The 15,443-nt window shown below is 73.3% G+C and carries 15 protein-coding genes; 6 read left to right on the top strand and 9 right to left on the bottom strand.

Going from position 1 to position 15,443, the window contains the following annotated elements:
- Positions 1-190: 190 nt before the first annotated feature.
- The 3 genes from ACIRL2_RS13575 to ACIRL2_RS13565 form a co-directional block, all read right to left on the bottom strand.
- A complete protein-coding gene (locus ACIRL2_RS13575) occupies positions 191-1,414 on the bottom strand; it encodes a beta-ketoacyl-[acyl-carrier-protein] synthase family protein (RefSeq protein WP_395865311.1) in 1,224 nt (407 codons plus the stop codon).
- A 180-nt stretch (positions 1,415-1,594) separates the two neighbouring features.
- Complete coding sequence (locus ACIRL2_RS13570) at positions 1,595-2,227, bottom strand: response regulator (protein WP_395865903.1); 633 nt, start codon at positions 2,225-2,227, stop codon at positions 1,595-1,597.
- Positions 2,224-3,411 carry a histidine kinase gene (locus ACIRL2_RS13565; RefSeq protein WP_395865309.1) on the bottom strand — a complete coding sequence of 396 codons (1,188 nt, stop codon included), beginning with the start codon at positions 3,409-3,411 and terminating at the stop codon, positions 2,224-2,226. The genes ACIRL2_RS13570 and ACIRL2_RS13565 overlap by 4 nt, the downstream gene beginning before the upstream one ends.
- Positions 3,412-3,707: 296 nt before the next feature.
- On the opposite strand from ACIRL2_RS13565, the gene ACIRL2_RS13560 reads away from it, so the two are divergent.
- The 3 genes from ACIRL2_RS13560 (at position 3,708) to ACIRL2_RS13550 (ending at position 7,881) form a co-directional block, all read left to right on the top strand.
- Positions 3,708-4,433, top strand: coding sequence for an ABC transporter ATP-binding protein (locus ACIRL2_RS13560; protein WP_395865901.1), 726 nt, complete (start codon positions 3,708-3,710; stop codon positions 4,431-4,433).
- On the top strand, positions 4,430-6,868 hold the full coding sequence (locus ACIRL2_RS13555) for an FtsX-like permease family protein (RefSeq protein WP_402232081.1): 2,439 nt from the start codon (positions 4,430-4,432) through the stop codon (positions 6,866-6,868). Before ACIRL2_RS13560 ends, ACIRL2_RS13555 begins: the two co-directional genes overlap by 4 nt.
- A gap of 173 nt (positions 6,869-7,041) precedes the next feature.
- The gene (locus tag ACIRL2_RS13550; protein ID WP_395865305.1) at positions 7,042-7,881 is read left to right on the top strand and encodes an N-acetylmuramoyl-L-alanine amidase; all 840 of its coding nucleotides are present in this window, start codon (positions 7,042-7,044) and stop codon (positions 7,879-7,881) included.
- A 60-nt stretch (positions 7,882-7,941) separates the two neighbouring features.
- On the opposite strand, the gene ACIRL2_RS13545 is transcribed toward ACIRL2_RS13550, so the two are convergent.
- The 3 genes from ACIRL2_RS13545 to ACIRL2_RS13535 all read right to left on the bottom strand — a co-directional run bounded on the left by ACIRL2_RS13545 (position 7,942) and on the right by ACIRL2_RS13535 (position 9,473).
- Positions 7,942-8,115 carry a hypothetical protein gene (locus tag ACIRL2_RS13545; RefSeq protein WP_395865303.1) on the bottom strand — a complete coding sequence of 58 codons (174 nt, stop codon included), beginning with the start codon at positions 8,113-8,115 and terminating at the stop codon, positions 7,942-7,944.
- Positions 8,116-8,247: 132 nt separating this feature from the next.
- Positions 8,248-8,640, bottom strand: a complete 393-nt coding sequence (locus ACIRL2_RS13540) for a DUF3037 domain-containing protein (RefSeq protein ID WP_395865301.1) — start codon at positions 8,638-8,640, stop codon at positions 8,248-8,250.
- Entirely contained in the window at positions 8,640-9,473 is an 834-nt protein-coding gene (locus tag ACIRL2_RS13535) for a HipA family kinase (RefSeq protein WP_395865299.1), read from the bottom strand. The genes ACIRL2_RS13540 and ACIRL2_RS13535 overlap by 1 nt, the downstream gene beginning before the upstream one ends.
- Before the next feature lie 1,345 nt (positions 9,474-10,818).
- On the opposite strand from ACIRL2_RS13535, the gene ACIRL2_RS13530 reads away from it, so the two are divergent.
- Together ACIRL2_RS13530 and ACIRL2_RS13525 are read left to right on the top strand one after the other, a co-directional pair.
- Positions 10,819-11,298: a MarR family winged helix-turn-helix transcriptional regulator gene (locus tag ACIRL2_RS13530; protein WP_395867045.1), complete on the top strand. Its 480-nt coding sequence runs from the start codon at positions 10,819-10,821 to the stop codon at positions 11,296-11,298.
- 99 nt (positions 11,299-11,397) lie between these two features.
- Positions 11,398-12,381 (top strand): NAD-dependent epimerase/dehydratase family protein, encoded by a 984-nt coding sequence (locus ACIRL2_RS13525; protein WP_402232078.1) that lies wholly within the window; start codon positions 11,398-11,400, stop codon positions 12,379-12,381.
- Positions 12,382-12,420: 39 nt separating this feature from the next.
- Here ACIRL2_RS13525 and ACIRL2_RS13520 read toward each other — a convergent pair whose 3' ends face one another.
- Complete coding sequence (locus tag ACIRL2_RS13520; protein WP_395867049.1) at positions 12,421-12,987, bottom strand: TetR/AcrR family transcriptional regulator; 567 nt, start codon at positions 12,985-12,987, stop codon at positions 12,421-12,423.
- A 51-nt stretch (positions 12,988-13,038) separates the two neighbouring features.
- Here ACIRL2_RS13520 and ACIRL2_RS13515 point away from each other — a divergent pair, with 51 nt between their 5' ends.
- On the top strand, positions 13,039-13,554 hold the full coding sequence (locus ACIRL2_RS13515; protein WP_395867051.1) for a GNAT family N-acetyltransferase: 516 nt from the start codon (positions 13,039-13,041) through the stop codon (positions 13,552-13,554).
- A gap of 39 nt (positions 13,555-13,593) precedes the next feature.
- Here the strand turns inward: ACIRL2_RS13515 and ACIRL2_RS13510 are convergent, their stop codons facing one another.
- Both ACIRL2_RS13510 and ACIRL2_RS13505 read right to left on the bottom strand, forming a co-directional pair.
- Positions 13,594-14,022, bottom strand: a complete 429-nt coding sequence (locus ACIRL2_RS13510; protein ID WP_402232075.1) for an ATP-binding protein — start codon at positions 14,020-14,022, stop codon at positions 13,594-13,596.
- 331 nt (positions 14,023-14,353) lie between these two features.
- Positions 14,354-15,418, bottom strand: a complete 1,065-nt coding sequence (locus ACIRL2_RS13505) for a zinc-binding dehydrogenase (RefSeq protein WP_395867055.1) — start codon at positions 15,416-15,418, stop codon at positions 14,354-14,356.
- Positions 15,419-15,443: the final 25 nt, after the last annotated feature.

Here is a 15,443-nt window from a genome sequence, read left to right as displayed (position 1 = left end):
CTGATGCACGAGCGCCCCTCGACGCACCCGATTTTTCCGCCCGCCGGGTGTCCGCACCGAAGGGTTGGCGGCGGCGCGGGGATCGCCGGAGCGGACCCCGCCGAAGGCCCGAACACGCGACGACCCCGGTCGGCCCGCGAGGCGGGGGACCGGGGTCGGTGCGGCGCGTGGCGCCGGTGTCGGGCGGGTCCTAGTTGGCCGAGGTGAAGACCAGGGCCGCGTTGTGGCCGCCGAAGCCGAAGGCGTTGGCGACGGCCACGTTCAGGGGGCCCACCCGGGGTTCCTTGGCGACCACGTCGAGGTCGATGTCGGGATCCTGGGAGTCGAGGTTGATGGTGGCCGGGACGACCCCGTCGCGCAGCGACGCCACCGCGGCGACCGCGGCGATCGCGCCGGCCCCGCCGCACAGGTGACCGAGCATCGACTTGATCGCGGTGACCGCCGCGTGCGTACCGATCGCCTCGGTGATCGAGGCGGCCTCCAGCGCGTCGCCGCCCGGCGTCGAGGTGGCGTGCGCCTGGATGTGGTCCACGTCCGCGCCGGTGACGCCCGCCTCGGCCATCGCCATCCGCAACGCGCGGACCTGGCCTGGCCCGTACCCGGCGGTGATGTGGTTGGCGTCCGAGGTGACCCCCGCGCCGGCCAGGTACGCGTGCACGAACGCGCCGCGCGCCGCCGCGAAGTCGGCCCGCTCCAGGACCACCAGCGCGGCGCCCTCGCTCATCACGAACCCGTTCCGCCCGGCGTCGAACGGACGCGACGCGGCGGCGGGGTCCCCCTCGTAGGTGGACAGCGCGCGGGCCTGCGCGAAGCCCGCGATCGGCAACGCGCCTATCGTCGCCTCGGCGCCGCCGGCGACCACCACGTCGGCGCGACCGAGCCGGATCAGGTCCAGGCCGTACGCGATCGCCTCCGAGCCCGACGCGCACGCGCTGACCGGGGTGTACGCGCCCGCCCGGGCACCCAGTTCCATACTTACCTGCGCGGCCGGCCCGTTGGGCATCAACATCGGCACGGTGTGCGGGGACACCCGGCGCACGCCGGACGCGGCCAGTACGTCGTGCTGCGCGAGCATCGTCATCGCACCGCCCATGCCGGTGCCCACCACCACGGCGAACCGTTCCGGCTCGACCGTCGGCGCACCCGCGTCCGCCCACGCCTCGCGTGCCGCCACGAGCGCGGCCTGCTGACATCGGTCCAGGCGCCGGGCGCGGACCCGGTCCAGTACCGTCTCGGGGCAGACCCGCATCCGTCCGGCGATCCGCACCGGCAGGTCGGCCGCCCACGGATCGGCCAGGGCTTCGATTCCCGACTCGCCCGCGAGGAGGGCCGCCCACGTGGACGGCACGTCCCCGCCCAAAGGCGTGGTCGCACCCATCCCGGTGACCACCACATCGGTCTTGCCGAGCGTCATAGAACGCACCCCAGCTCTGTCGAAGAATTGTGGAAACACGACACGGGTGACCCACTCGCGCTCGCGTGCGGGCCACTTGATCCGCAACGCTGTCAGGGAAAGGCCGGTCCGGGGGTATCGACACCGATAAAGAGGACGTCCTATTACTTGTGGAGACCCGACAACCGACCGGTAACCGGCTCAGCCCCGCAAATACGCCAGAACGGCCAATACCCGTCGATGATCGTCGGCCGCAGGCGGCAGATTCAGCTTGGTCAGGATGCTCGCGATGTGCTTGGACACCGCCGCCTCGCTGACCACCAGGGCCCGGGCCACAGCCGCATTGGAGCGTCCTTCGGCCATCAGCGCAAGCACCTCACGCTCGCGCGGCGTGACCTTGGCGAGCGGATCGCGCCGCCGGGCCAACAGTTGGCGGATCACCTCGGGATCGACCACCATCCCGCCGTCTGCGACCCGCTCCAGGGCGGCCATGAATTCGGTCACATCGCCGATGCGATCCTTGAGCAGGTAGCCCGTACCCACCCCGTCGCGCGCGTCGAGGAGTTCGTCGGCGAACGTTTGTTCGACGTACTGGCTCAGCACCAGCACCGCCAGGTCCGGCCGCACCCGCTGGAGCTCGCGGATGGCTCGCAGGCCCTCGTCGGTGAAGTCCGGCGGCATCCGGACATCGGCGATCACCACGTCCGGGGCGTGCGCGCGCACCGCAGCCACCAGCGAGGGACCATCGCCCACGGCCGCCGGCACCTCGTGCCCGAACCGCTCCAACAGGCCCACCAGGCCCTCGCGCAGCAATACCGCGTCCTCCGCGATCACCACTCGCAAACGCCGCACGGTATCTCCACTCGCACCAGGGTCGGCCCGCCGATCGGACTCGACAACAACATCCGACCATCCACCGCCGCGACCCGGTCGGCCAGCCCCGTCAGACCCGAACCCGCGGCCGGGTCCGCGCCGCCGCGCCCGTCGTCCGCGACCTCCAGGACCAGCACCTCGTCCTGGATCCGCCCATGCACCCGGCAGCGCTCGGCGCCGCTGTGCCTCGCCGCGTTCGCGAGCGCCTCGCACACCGCGAAGTACGCGGCCACCTCCACCGAGGCGGGCAGCCGCGACACCTGGACGTCGGTATCCACCGGCACCGGCGAGCGCCCCGCGACATCGCGAATCGCGGCGGGCAACCCGCGCTCGGTCAGCACCTGCGGATGCACTCCCCGGATCAACTCGCGCAACTCCGCCAGCGCCTCGCGGGCCATGGTGTGCGCCTCGGCCACCTCCCGGGCCGCCCGCGAGTCGGGCGGCAGGTCCAACGCGGCCAGCCCGAGCTTCATCGTCAACGCCACCAGGCGCTGCTGCGCGCCGTCGTGCAGGTCCCGCTCGATCCGCCGCTGCTCGGCCTCGAACGCGTCCACCAGGCGGGCCCGGGAGCGGCGTACCTCGGTCAACTCGGCGTCCCGCGAGCCCAGCACCGCGATCGCGACCGCCGAACGCGCCCCCGCCCACGCCGCGATCGGATACGCCGCGACGGGCAGCAGCACCAGCCCCGCGAGCACCCCGCCCACCGACGCCCAGGGCGTCGCGGAGGGTTGCCACGGCGCGCTGAGCAGCACACCGGGAATCCCCACCGCGACGAACAACACCGCCAGATCCACCCACCCCAGGGTGAGCACCGACAACGCCCCCCACCCCAGCTCGCGCCACCCGGCCGGCTCCCGCAACGAGGACCGGGCCGGCCGCGCGTCCGGCGCCACCAGGCGCAACCGGCGCCGTTCGAACGGCCCCGCGAGCGCGACCAGCACCGTGAGCACCAGGCCCGCGCAGACCACCGCCGCGACCGGCCCGATCCGGTTCCAGGACGCGGCGATCCCACCCGCCGCGACGCCGCCCGCGACTCCGGGCACCCCGCCCGCCAGCAGGTACCCGATCGAACGCCACGGCCAGGCCGAGGACAGGAAGCCCACCGGGCGCGCGGTCAGCGCCTCCAACACATTGCGAGGAATCACCGCTCGACCGTAGCCGGCACCCGGGCCGCTGTCGGTAGTGCCAGGTGGAGTGTTCGAACCAGTGCCGGCACCAATGCGCCGACCCCCACCCGGCGCCTTGACTCGACGTCGTGACGAACCGACCCGGCGCCGTGCCGCGCCACTTTCCGGACCCCTCCGCACACCCCGCCGGCGCCGCGCCGGGCGATCGCCCGGATCCCGCCGATCGCGTGACCGCCGACCGCCCGCCCGCCGACGGCCCGTTCGACGAACGCCCGTCCGTCGAACGCCCTTCCGCGGCGCACGCGGACGCCGTCGTGGTGCGGCTTCGCGACGTCACCCGGGTGTTCCACACCGGCGGACACCCGGTCGCCGCGCTCGACGGGATCGACCTGGACATCGCCGCGGGCACGATGACCGCCGTGATGGGCGCCTCCGGCTCCGGCAAGTCCACCCTGCTGCACTGCGCCTCGGGCCTGGACCGGCCCACCTCCGGCCTGGTCACCATCGCCGGCACGATCACCCGCGACCTGGACGAGCGAGCGCTGGCCCACCTGCGCCGCGAGCACATCGGCTTCGTCTTCCAAGCGCTGAACCTGGTCTCCGCGCTCACCGCGGAGCAGAACGTCGCGCTCCCGCTGCGACTGGCCGGGCGCCGGGCCGACCCGGACGCGGTGGCCCGCGCCCTGGCCGCCGTGGGGCTGGCCGATCGGGCCCGCCACCGGCCCGATCGACTCTCCGGCGGCCAGCAGCAACGCGTGGCGATCGCCCGCGCCCTGATCACCAGGCCCGCCGTGCTGTTCGCCGACGAACCCACCGGGGCGCTGGACAGCAGCGCGTCGCGCACCGTGCTGGGCCTGCTGCGCTCGCTGGTCGACGAGCACGGCCACAGCGTGGTCATGGTCACCCACGACCCGGCCGCCGCGTCCTGGGCGGACCGGGTGGTGCTCCTGGCCGACGGTCGGGTGGTCGACGAACTCACGCGGCGCACCGACCCGGAGACGATCGCCGCCCGCGCGGCCGCGGCGGAGGTGCGGGCGTGAACACCCTGGCCACACTGCGCGAACGCGGCACCGCGCTCCTGGGCTCGCTGCTCGCGCTGGTCCTGGGCATCGCGATCCTCACCGCGAGCGCGCTGATCCAACTCACCGGCGGCACACCGGTGCCCGAGCGCTACGCCGGCACACCCGTGCTCCTGCACAGCGCGCACGGCACGGACCGCGACGGCGAGTTCGCCGAACCGGTGCCCTGGTCGCCCGAGCGCACCGGGCAACTCGTGCGCGAACTGGCCGCGATCCCGGGTGTGCGGGAGGTGGTCGCGGACCGGCCCTTCTACGCGCAGGCCGTGTCGGGCGGCCGACCGGTGGGCGGGCGGGACGGGGACGAACGCATGGGCCGGGGATGGTCGAGCACGACGCTCGCGCCGGCTCCGCTGGTCGCCGGACACGCCCCGCGCCGCGCCGACGAGATCGCCGTGGACGCCGAACTGGGGCCGCGCCCGGGCGAGTCGATCACGGTGTTGACCGCGAGCGGGCCCGCCGCGTACACCGTCAGCGGCACGGTGCGCGGGCCCGGCTACTACGTCACCGACGAGCGCGCCCGGGAGTTGGCCCCCGGTGTGCGGGTGCTGGGCGTGCAACTGACCGACGGCGCCGACCCGCGGGCGGTGGCCGCCGCCGCGCGGGCCCTGGCGCGCACCGACGCGCGCGTGCTCACCGGCGCGGATCGGCGCGACCTGGCGCCGGCCTCGGCCCGCCGCACGTCGTGGATCGGTGCCCAGGTGATCATCACGATGGCCGGGCTCGCGGGCTTCGTCACGATCCTGGTGGTCGCGGGCACGTTCGCCTTCGGCGTGAACACGCGGCGTCGCGAACTCGCCCTGCTGCGGGTCATCGGCGCCGACCCCGGACAGGTGCGACGCGCGCTGTACGCCGAGGCGCTCCTGCTCGGCGCGCTCGGTTCGGCCACCGGCGTGCTGATCGGTGTGCTCGGCGCACCCGCGGTGACCGGGATGCTGGTGGACACCGGCTTCGAACCGGCCGGGTTCACGATCCGGGTCCGGACCTGGATCCCGGCCGCGGTGTTCGTGGTGGGAGTGGGCACGGCGCTGGTCGCCGTGTGGTCCGCGTCCCGACGGGCCGCGCGGATCGATCCGCTGGAGGCGCTGCGCGAGGCGGTCGTCGACGAACGGCCGATCGGCAGGGTCCGCCGGATCGCGGGCATCGCGAGCGTGGCCCTGGGCGGCGGTTGCGCGCTCGCGAGCGCGTTCGCGGCGCCGACCGAGATGATCACCTGGGCCTTGGCCACCGCGGTCGCCTCGATCAGCGGCGCGACCCTGCTCGCCCCGGTGTTCGTGGCCCCGCTGGCCCGCGCGCTCACCCGCCCGTTCGCCCGCCGAGTGGGCGCGGGCGCGCTGCTGGTGCGGGAGAGCGCCTGCGCCGCCGTGGGCCGCACCGCCTCCACCGTCGCGCCGGTGCTGGCCACGATCGCCTTCGTGGTGCTGATCACCGGCAACACCCGTACCGGCGCCGAGGCGTTCGCCGACCACGCGAGCGCGACGACGCGGGCGAGCGGCGCGGTGGTCGCGAGCGGTACGCCGGGTCTGTCCGACGCCGCGGTGGCGGGGGTGACCGGCAGCGCGCAGCTCGCGAGCACCGTGTACGCGGGCCCGGCCCGGCTTGCCGTCGACGCGGCCGGCATCGACCCGCACGCCTTCGCCCGCACACACGACCGGCTCGACCCCGTCCGGGGCACACTCGCCGACCTGGTCGGCCCCGACACCGTCGCGGTGACCGCCTCGACGCTGGCGGCACTGGGGCAACCCCCGTCTCAAGAAGCGGAGTTCACCTTCGCGGACGGGCGTACGCGGGTGTTGCGGATCGTCGCGGTGCTCGACGACCGCGCGGATTCGCACGGCGTACTACTCGCCCGGGACACGCTGCGCGCACACGACCCGGACGCGCTGACCGAGGTGGTCCATCGCACCGGCGGGCCGGCGATCGTGCCCGGCGACCCCGCGGCGACCGCGCTGGGCGTCCGGGAGATCGGGGTCGCCGCGTACGCGCGGCGGGCCGATGCCGAAGAGGACCGACTGATCGACGTGTTCACCCTGCTGCTGGTGGCGACGACCGCCGGCTACACCGCCCTGGCCGTCGGCAACACGCTGCTCATGGCCGGCGCCTGCCGGGTCGCCGACTTCCGGGTGTTGCGCCTGTCCGGGGCTACCCGCCGCCAAGTGTTGTGGACGGTCGCGGGGGAGACCACGTTCGTGGTCGTGCTGGGCGTGCTGCTCGGCGGCCTGGTCGCGGTGCCGTCGCTGCTCGGGATCCGGGCGGGACTGGCGGGCGCGCTCGGTACGCCGGTGCGCCTGGTGGTGCCGTGGGCGCCGGTGACCTGCGCGATCGTGACATGCCTGGCGATCGCGCTCGCGGCGAGCGTGCTACCGGCCCGACGGGCGATGCGCGGAGTGGCGCCGTGAGGGTGGGCCGGGCCGGGCCGACGCGGTGACGTTCGGCGGGTTGTCGGGCGGCATTATCACCGACTTGGGTGCGATTGGCCCGGGTTTGCCGAAGATCACGGAAAATCCGGCGAATCATCGTGACCATGGTCATTCGCGACTTCGTCCCCCGACCTCGACTTAGGGAGACCGCCATGGCCTGGTACCCCGGAGCCACCAAGCGCGAGCTGCAGCCGGAATCCGACGCGCAACCCGCCATCCGTCCCACCCAGTTCATCCTGCACTCGATCGCCGCGCCGTGGTCGGGACAGCGCATGTACGAGTACTGGCGCGATTCCACCAACCTCGAATCGCACTTCGGCTGCGCCTACGACGGCGGCCTGTGGCAGTACATCGGCACCGAGACCCGCGCGGACGCCAACGCGTCGGCGAACCGCCGATCCGACGGCACCGGCGCGGTCAGCGTGGAGACCGCGAGCAACCTGGAACACACCGACCCGTGGACCGACGCCCAGATGGACAGCCTGATCCGGCTGGGCGTGTGGCTGCACGAGCGGCACGACCTGCCGCTGCGGATCTGCCGCGCCTGGGACGACCCGGGCTACGGGTATCACCGGCTGTTCGCCAAGTGGTCGATCAGCGGCACCGCGTGCCCCGGCGACGCACGCGTGCGGCAGTTCCACGACCGGGTCTTCCCCGGCATCGTGGCCGGCACGGGCGGAACCCCCGTCCCCGACATCCCCGCCCCGCGACCGGCCGTCGACCTGGCCGAACTGGTCGCCGCGGCACGGTCCGACCCGAGCCGCGAGGGCACCCCGGTCACCTACGTGGGCACCCGGATGGTCGAGAACGCCCTGGTCGCGGAAGGGCTGCTCGCGCGGAACCTGGCCGACGGGCACTACGGGACGGCGACCCTGCGGGCCTACGCGGAGTGGCAGCGCAGGCTCGGCTACAACGGGTCGGACGCGGACGGGATCCCGGGGCGGCGATCATTGACGCGGCTGGGGGCGAAATACGGCTTCACGGTCGCCTGAGGGGCCGGCCGGGCACGGGTGCCGCGGAGCACCCGGCGCCCGAGTGTTCGGATCCGGGCTTCACCCGTCCCGGTCGGTGGCCACCAGCAGACCGGTGACGATCGCCATCAGTGACCACACCAGCCACATCCAGGCGACCGCTTCGTAGAGGGCGCTGTACAAACCCAGGATGGTCAGCAGCACGAGTGTGCAGACCACCATGCCCCGACTTTGTGGACCGTACGTACTGATCATCGTCGCCTCCACCCTCGGAGCCCGGGAACGAACCGGTGCTTGGCACGGTAGCGCAGCAGGTCACGGCACGGACAGAGAACGGCCGCCGGCAACCGCGCGTCGCGTCGGATCGGCGCGCGGCGGCCGGCCGCACTACAACACCAGCAGGTCGAAGAGCCGGTCCAGGTCCGCCGCCGGATTCGCGGTCAAGCCGCCGTGTACCGGACCGGGCTGGACGATCGTGCTGCGCGGGGCGGTCAGCCAGCGGAACCGTCGACCCACCGGCTCGGCCCCCGGAGCGCCGGCCGCCTCGCTGCCCGCGCACACCAGCTCCCACGCGGCGAGCACCGCGCGCGCCTGGGTCACGTCGGCGTCCGGGTCCAGGGCGCACAACCTGGACTGCTCCACATGGGTGCGCGCGCCCAGGAAGCCGAACGCCTGGCTGTACAGCGCGACCCCGACGTTCAGACACTCCCCGCGCTCCACGCGCGGCACCAGGCGGATGATCGAGTACTCGAAGAACTGCCGCTGCGCGTTCATCGTCATCACTTGAGCCAATCCGGGCGGTTCGACGACTGCGCCGCGCCCTGCCGCGCGACCACGTCCGGCGCGATCTCCGGCAGCCACGCGCGCGGACCGGCGGCGCGGGCGAGCAGGTGCCCGATGTACGCCTCACGCAGCGCGTCGGGGCTGTCCAGGCCCAGCGCGCGCTCGGCGTCACCGGGATCCAGCCACTCGTCCGGGACCAAGGCCAACACCTCGGTGAGCAACTCGCGGGTGATCCGAGGGGCCAGCTCGGCGTCCGCCTTGAGCAGGCCCGGACCGCCGAGGGCGGCCAGCACGTGGTCGGCGGCGTCGAACGGCCGCGTCGCGGCCGCCTTGGCGGCCTGCCACGCGTGGTGGAACCACAACGCGGCGCCGTGGTCGATCAGCCACAACCGGCCGTGCCACACGAGCAGGTTCGGATTGCGCCAGGAACGGTCCACGTTCGAGGTCAGCGCGTCCAGCCACAACACCCGCGCGGCCAGTTCGGCGTCCGGCTCCCAGGTGGCCGGGGTGAAGTCGGCCGAGCCCGGCAGGAAGTCCATCCCCAGGTTCAGCCCGGCACTCGCCTGGACCAGTTCCTGGACCTCCTGGTCCGGCTCGCCGCGCACGATCACCGGGTCCACCTCGACCCGCACCAGCGCCGGCACCGGCAGCCCGAGCCGGCGGGCGAGCTCGCCCACCACGACCTCGGCGACCAGCACCTTGACGCCCTGTCCGGCGCTGCGGAACTTCACGACATAGGTGCCCAGATCGTCGGCCTCTACGAGGCCGGGCAGCGAACCGCCCTCCCGCATCGGCGTGACGTAACGAATGGCATGGACCAGGGGAAGCATTCCCGAACAATGCCACGCGCCGTCCGGCAAAAAACACTCGGCCTGTTGGGCGACTTTGTCGCCGGCTCGGGAGGGGGTGGGTCGTGGGTGGGGGTGTGGGGTGGGGGCCGGGGTCGTGGGTGGGGTGGTGCTGTTTGTTGGGCGACTTTGTCGCCGGCTCGGGAGGGGGTGGGTCGTGGGTAGGGCGTGGGGTGGCGGGCCGGGGTCGTGGGTGGGGGCGTGGGGTGGGGGGCCGGAGTCGTGGGTGAGGCGTTGCTGTTTGTTGGGCGACTTCGTCGCCGGCTCGCGAGGCGCCGCTTTTTCTTTCCCCCGCTTCGCTCCTCCAAGAAAAAGCGGCGCCTCGCTCGGGACGGCGTGTCCCTCCGCTTCGCTCCGGGCCACACCGTCCACACTTGCGGCTCCGCCGCTCTCCGCGCTTCGCGCGTCGATCACCGGGGTGGGGCTGGGTCGGGGGCGCTGACGCGCCGGGGTGTGTGGGGACGTGACCGCGCCGGTCGTGGGGTGGGCCGGGGCCGCTTTGGTGGACCGGGCCATCGGTGGGGTCGGCCCGGTCCCGGCCGCTCAGCCGGCGACACCGTCCGGTCGACTCGGGCCTCGGCGCGGGAAGCCACTCGGGCGCCACCGCGCCCCACCCCCGGCGCGTCAGCGCCCCCGACCCACCCCCACCCCGGTGATCGACGCGCGAAGCGCGGAGAGCGGCGGAGCCGCAAGCTTTGACTTCGTGGCCCGGAGCGAAGCGGAGGGACACGAAGTCACGAGCGAGGGGCCGCTTTTTTGCGGAGGAGCGAAGCGGGGGAGCAAAAAAGTGGTGCCTCGCGAGCCGGCGACGAAGTCGCCCAACAAGCAGCAACGCCGCGGGACACGACTCTGGCGCGTCGGCCCGCCCGTGTCCGCGATTCGGGCGGGTGGCGGCGGCCCCTGCGATCCCGGCAAGTGGGCCCGGCCGTCCCCGCGACTTTGGCGCGTCGGCCCCCCGTGTCCGCGATTCGGGTGGGTGGCGGCGGTCCCTGCGATCCCGGCAAGTGGGCCCGGCCGTCCCCGCGACTTTGGCGCGTCGGCCCGCCGGTGTCCGCGATTCGGGTGGGTGGCGGCGGTCCCTGCGATCCCGGCAAGTCGGTCCGGCCGTCCCCGCGACTTTGGCGCGTCGGCCCGCCCGTCCCCGCTACCCCGGCAAGTCCACCCGCCCATCCCCACGGCCCCAGGTCCCTCTCACGTTCCGCCCGCGCTTCCGCCGACCCGCTCCCGCCGCGCCGACCACACGCCCGCGTCGTTGCCGGTCGCGCCTGACGGGACAATGGGCGCACCCGGATCCAGCAGGATCCCCGCTCCTCGGGACGTGACACGCGTGAGTTCGCCGGAATCCACCTCGGCGCCGATCGGCGACCTGTTCATGCGCGTGGCCAAGCGCATCCGGGTACGCGCCGGCCGGGAACTCGCCCCGCTGGGCCTGACTCCGGCCCAGGCGCACGCGATGAAGGTGCTCGCCCATGCCGACGAGCCGCTGCGGATGGCGGACCTGGCCGCGCGGCTGGAGATCGTGCCGCGCTCGGCGACCACCGTCGTGGACGACCTGGCCGCGCGCGAACTGGTCCGCCGCAGCGCCTCCGAACTGGACCGGCGCGCGACGCTCGTGGAGCTGACCGAGCGGGGGCGGGCCGAGCTGCGGCGGATCCGGGCGATTCGGCAGGGGGCCGGGGCGGCGGTGTTCGATCGCCTGGGGGAGGCGGATCGGGCCGAGTTGTTGCGGTTGTTGCGGTTGGTGGACCGGGAGTTGGTGGAGCAGGACGCCGCGGGGGAGCCTTGCTCGCGGCGAGGGGCCGGGTGAGCGGTGGGTGGTCTTCGCCGAGGGCGATTCCGCCGAGGGCGATTCCGCCGAGAGCGTGACGTGGTTGTGGGGGCGGGCGGGGGTGGGCAGGGTCGGGGCATGCGACTTTTGATTCTGGGTGGGACCGCGTTCGTGGGTCGGGCCGTCACCGATGCCGCGGTGAATCGGGGCTGGGATGTGACCGTGTTCAATCGCGGTCGGCATGAACTGCCGGATGGTGTGCGCTCATTGGTGGGCGATCGGACCTCCGAGGGCGGGTTGGCGGCGTTGGCCGGCGGCGAGTGGGACCTGGCGGTGGACACCTGGAGTGCCGCGCCGCGTGTGGTTCGCGACTCGGCCGACCTGTTGGCCGATCGTGTCGGTCGGTATGCGTACGTCTCGAGTTGCTCGGTGTACGACCAGCCGACGCCGGCCGGGCTGGGGGAGGAGGCTCCGCTGGTCGAGGGGTCGCCCGACGACGGTGACGTGGCCTATCCGAACGCCAAGCGCGGGGCGGAGATCGCCGTCGAGCGGGCGTTCGGCGATCGGTACGTGCACGGGCGTGCCGGGTTGATCCTGGGGCCGCGGGAGAACATCGGTCGGCTGCCGTGGTGGCTCAACCGGATCGCGCGGGGCGGCCCGGTTTTGGCGCCGGGGCCGCGGGAGGCCGAGCTTCAGTTCATCGATGCCCGTGACCTGGCCGAATGGACCCTGGACGCGGCCGAGGCCGGTCGCAGTGGCGCCTACAACCTGGTCAGCCCGACGGGCCACAGCACGATGGGCGAACTGCTCGATCTGTGCGTTCGGGTCACCGGTTCGGACGCGGAACTGCGCTGGATCGATCCCGACACGATTGTGAAGGCGGGTATCGAGCCGTGGCTCGAACTGCCGATCTGGCTTCCGGCCGGTGCGGACTACGACAGCATCCACCGTCGCGACGTGCGCAAGGCATTGGGCGCCGGACTGCGTGTGCGGCCGGTGGAGGAGACCGTCGCGGACACCTGGACCTGGCTCCGCTCGGTGAACGGCATCGTGCCGCAACGTTCGGACCGGCCGGTGGTGGGACTGCCGCCGGAGAAGGAGGCCACGATCCTGGCGGGCTGAGCCGGGCCCGGTCCGTCTCCACCGGAGCGCGCGTACCCGTCAGTGCGGGAAGGCGTGGTCCAGGAAGGACGTCCACGCGGCCTGGACTCTCTCGTGGTGTCGCGGAGTGTCCGCGGCGAGGTGATCGAGGAGGAGGCCGCGCAGGACGGCCAGGACCAGGGTCGATGGGACGGGGTGGTCGGCGAGGACGCGGTCGAGCGGGGGGAGCCAGTCGTCCAGGGACTTGCCGGCGAAGTCGGACCAGGGGCCGTCGGGGGCGTCGAAGGAGCGCACGTAGCCGTCGAAGAACAGCCGGAGGGCGCCGCGGCGTTCGGGGACGACGAGCCAGGTCCACAGCAGGTCGAGGGTTTCCCGGGCGGTGCCGGGGTGATCGTCGGCGCGTTCGACCAGGGCGAGTTGTTCGACGCGAGCGACGGCGAGGATCTCGCGGATCAGGCCCTCCTTCGAGCCGAAGAGGTAGAGCAGGACGCGCGGGCTGGAGCCGATCGCCTGGGCCAGCGGGCGCAGCGAGAGTTCGGCCAGGCCGTGTTCGGCGACGTAGGCCACGCTCGCGGCGAGCAGGTCGGCGCGGCGGGCGGAGGTGGGGGGTTTCGCGTCTGCGGTCACCCGCCTACTCTCTACTGAAACGACTGTTTCAGTGAAGGGGATTTCGGGATCATGACCTCGACGCCCGACCCGGCGGCGGTGACCATTCGTGACGCGACGCGGCCGGGTGACCTCGGGGCGATCGCCGCGTTGCACGGGGTGCTGTACAGCCGTGAGTACGGGATGGACACGACCATGGAGGCGGATGTCGCGGCCGGGATGGCCCGACTCGTGCAGGCCCGGGCGCGGGAGGGGGACGACGGGCCCGGGCGGATGTGGGTCGCGGAGGACGGGCGGCGGGTGCTGGGCGGGATCGGGCTGACCCGCGAGGAGGACGGGTGGATGCGACTGCGCTGGGTGATCCTGGATCCGGCCGCGCGCGGACGTGGTGTGGGTGGTGCGTTGCTCGACACCGCGCTGGTCGAGGCCCGTCGGCGCGACGCGGCCGGGGTGTACCTGTGGACGATCGCGGGCCTGGGCGCGTCCCGGCACCTGTACGACCGGGCCGGATTCACCCTGACGGAGGAGCATCCGGCCCGCGCCTGGGGGATCGACGCAGTCGAGCAGCGCTTCGACCTGAAGTTGTGATCGGCGGCGGCGAGCGCTACCCGCGGGTCCGCGAGCGGTTCAGCGCAGGGGCAGGGTCACCCACACGGTTTTGCCGCCGGTCGTGTCCGGCTGGATCCCCGCGTACCCGCCGACCTCCGCGACCAGGGCCTTGACGATCAGCAGGCCGCGCCCGCTGTCGTCGTCGACCGTCTCCAACAGCGCCTTCGGGCAGAACGGGTGTCGGTCGTGCACCCCCACCTGCACGCCACCCTCGGCGGTGCCGCGCACGGTGACGCCGATGGCGGGGGTCAGTACTCCCGCGTGCCGGACCGCGTTGGTCACCAGCTCGGACACGACCAGGCGCAGCGTGTCCACGAGGTCGCCATGCGCGGGCATGCCCCACTCGACGGCGATCGCGACCACCTTGCGGCGCGCCGCGGACACCTCCGCCTCGTGCGGCGGCAGATCGAACCGACACACCGGCTGGGCATCGTTGAGCACGGTCATACCGCGCCTCCCGAGCCGGTGGCGGTCACGTGATGGACGGACACGGCACCGTGACGGTGCCCGGTGTGGCTCATGATGTCCCCGATGGCGGGTGTACGGATCTTCCGAGGGAATTCCCTCGGAGCGTACCGATTCCGACGCCCGGCGCGTCCAGTTTGCGACACTTCCACACCCCGCTCGGCGGGGCGTTCGGGGCGTGGGTCGGCGAAACGCCCTGGCGGGCGCGCCGCCCGCGCACGGCGCGCGCCAGGGTCGTCCGAACCGGGTCCACTCGTACGCGTGACATCCGCCGAGGTCCGGCCCCGGCGTCCGGCGCCGGGCCGGACAGGGCCTAGGCGGTGGCGGGATGTACGCCCGAGCCCTCCAGGTGCGGTCGGACCAGAACCTTGACGTGCTCGTCCGGGCGGCCGAGCGTGTCGATCGCGGCGGCTACCCCGGCGAAGCCGACCTGACCGGTGACCAGCGACGCCGCGTCCACACTGCCGGCGGCGATCCGGGCCAGCGTCCGGGGGTACTCCTCGGGTGGATAGGTCAGGCACATCTTGACCGTGAGGTCCTTGTAGATGCCCACCACCGGCCGGAAGGTGTCCTCGGTCATGCACACCCCGATCAGCAGCACGGTGGCGCCGCGCGGCGCGGCGTAGGTGATCCGGTCGAACATCCCGGCCTTGCCCGAGCACTCGAAGACGGTCAGCGGTTGTCCGGGCTCGGCGATCTCGCGCCACGCGAGGAACGGGTCCCGCTCGGCCGGGTCGACCACGACGTGCGCGCCGAACGCGCGGGCGAGTTCGCGGCGGCGCGGCGAGGGCTCGGAGACCACCACCGGCGCCACGCCGCGCTCGACGAGGCCGGCGATCGCGCCCAGGCCGATCGGACCGGCGCCGATCACGATCGCCGCGCCGCCCCGCTCCGCGCCGGAGCGGGCCACGTTGCCGAAGCCGACCGCGAGCGGCTCGGTCAGCGCGGCGATCTGCGCCGGTACGTGCGAGGGCACCTTGACCAGGGCCGCGGCCTGCATGACCATGCGCTCGCCGAAGCCGCCGGGGAAGGTGTTGGAGTAGCCGATGGTGCGCAACACACCACCGCCGTCCAGCGCCCACGGCAGACCGACCACCACCTCGCCCTCCTCGAAGCCGGTCACGCCCGGGCCGGGTCGCAGCACTCGTGCGGACAATTCGTGGCCCATCACCAGGTCGGCGTTCGGGTCGAAGACGAACGAGGGCGTATCGGAGTCGATCGAGGCCTGGAGGAACTCGGCGGTGTGCTTGTACGCGGACAGGTCCGAGCCGCAGATCCCGCAGGCCACCGTCTCCACGAGGACCTGCCCCTCGCCGGGTTCGGGGGCCGCGATGTCCTCGACCGTGAACGCGCCGCCGCGCAGTACCGCTGCTCGCATGATGGGTCATCTCCCTGGTGAGTCG

The sequence above is a fragment of the Embleya sp. NPDC127516 genome (genome assembly GCF_044765325.1).
Classification (GTDB): domain Bacteria; phylum Actinomycetota; class Actinomycetes; order Streptomycetales; family Streptomycetaceae; genus Embleya.
This window is presented reverse-complemented; position numbering and strand designations above follow the sequence as displayed.